This is a genomic window from Companilactobacillus halodurans, from assembly GCF_009600985.1.
GTDB classification, from domain to species: domain Bacteria; phylum Bacillota; class Bacilli; order Lactobacillales; family Lactobacillaceae; genus Companilactobacillus; species Companilactobacillus halodurans.
The window spans coordinates 1-1,579 of sequence record NZ_VDFP01000108.1; the positions used below are offsets into that span (position 1 = coordinate 1).

Sequence of the window (1,579 nt, forward strand, 5' to 3'; positions counted from 1 at the left end):
TGGAGTGAATTCATCAGTGGTTTTGGTTGGACGCTTTTGTCTAGTGTTTTAGCACTGTTCTTTAGTTTAATTATCGGTTCATTGTTCGCCATTTTCGAGGTTGTCCCTAATAAGGCGGTCAGAATCATTGGAAACATTTATGTAGAAGTATTTCGTAACATTCCTTTATTGGTTATTACAATGTTCTTCTATCTAGTAATTCCTTTATATATCACTAAAATCAATGGTTTTACTGCGGGAACTATTGGTTTGACAATCTATACATCGGCTTTTATTGCTGAAACTGTTCGTGCAGGTATTAATTCTGTTGATGTTGGTCAAATGGAAGCAGCTCGTTCTCAAGGAATGACATTCTGGCAAGCAATGCGTTATATCGTTTTGCCTCAGGCATTTAAGTATGTTATTCCACCATTGGGTAACCAATTCGTTAATTTGGTCAAGAACTCATCTGTGCTAGCTTTCGTAGCTGGGTTTGATCTAATGTATCAAGGGAATGCTATTGCTTCACAAACATTTGAAACTGTTAATACATATATAATTGTTGGTTTGTTCTACCTAGTTATTACATTGCCAATCAGTTACTATATGCAACATCTAGAAAGAAAGTTAGCTTAGGAGGGGTAAATTATGCAAAATTGGATAAATGCTTATTCATGGATAAATATCAGATTTCTTCTCCAAGGCTTATGGATCACAATTTTGTTCTCCGTTATATCGGTGATTTTAAGTTTTATTATTGGATCAGTCTTAGGGATTATCCGTTATTCTAAGATTCCATATTTTTCAAAAATAATTGGTTTTATAATCGATGTTATTCGTAACTTACCATTACTTTTGATCATTTTCTTCGTTTACTTTGGTCTACCAGCGTTTGGATTTAAACCTGATACGATTCCGGCAGCTATTTTAGCAATGACGGTCTTTGAGTCAATGATGATTGCTGAAATCATTCGTTCTGGAATCATGGCAGTTGATATAGGTCAGATGGAAGCGGCTCGAGCTATGGGTATGAAAATGCCTCAAGCAATGTGGCATGTTGTTTTACCTCAAGCTTACAAAAAGATGATTCCTGCTATGGTTAGTCAATTTATTTCGTTGATCAAGGATACATCTTTAGCAACAATTATCGTTGTGCCAGAATTGATGCAACACGGTCAAGTTGTTTATGGACAAGACCCTAATTACATCATTCCTGTCTTCGTAGCAATGGCTATTATGTACTTTATCGTTTGCTACGCATTGTCATTATTGTCAAAATTCATTGATCGTCGAATGGCATAAAAATAATTTTATTAGTTGACATAATAAATTAAGCCTGTTATTGTTTATGTCAATCAAATAAACACATATAAGTGTCTGAATCAATTAGTAATGTATCTGGGCGTAAGAAAGCCGGTGGTTGATGCGAACCGGTCAGGGTGCAATTATGAAATACCAGGCATGACTTGGTTTTGCCAAGCGGAAAAAGAGAGCCGTTATTCTCAAGAGTGGAGTAATAGTTTATTTAACTATTCTCAAGCTGGGTGGTACCACGGTAAATCGTCCCTGTTGCATATTTGCAGCAGGGACTTTTTTTATA

At 35.8% G+C, this 1,579-nt stretch carries 2 protein-coding genes; both read left to right on the forward strand.

The genetic code is table 11. The features are described 5' to 3' along the window. The coding region (locus FHL06_RS12805) for an amino acid ABC transporter permease (RefSeq protein WP_153386969.1) at positions 1–615 on the forward strand (615 nt) is incomplete at its 5' end. 12 nt (positions 616–627) lie between these two features. After that, complete coding sequence (locus FHL06_RS12810; protein ID WP_153386971.1) at positions 628–1,281, forward strand: amino acid ABC transporter permease; 654 nt, start codon at positions 628–630, stop codon at positions 1,279–1,281. Positions 1,282–1,579 lie beyond the last annotated feature (298 nt).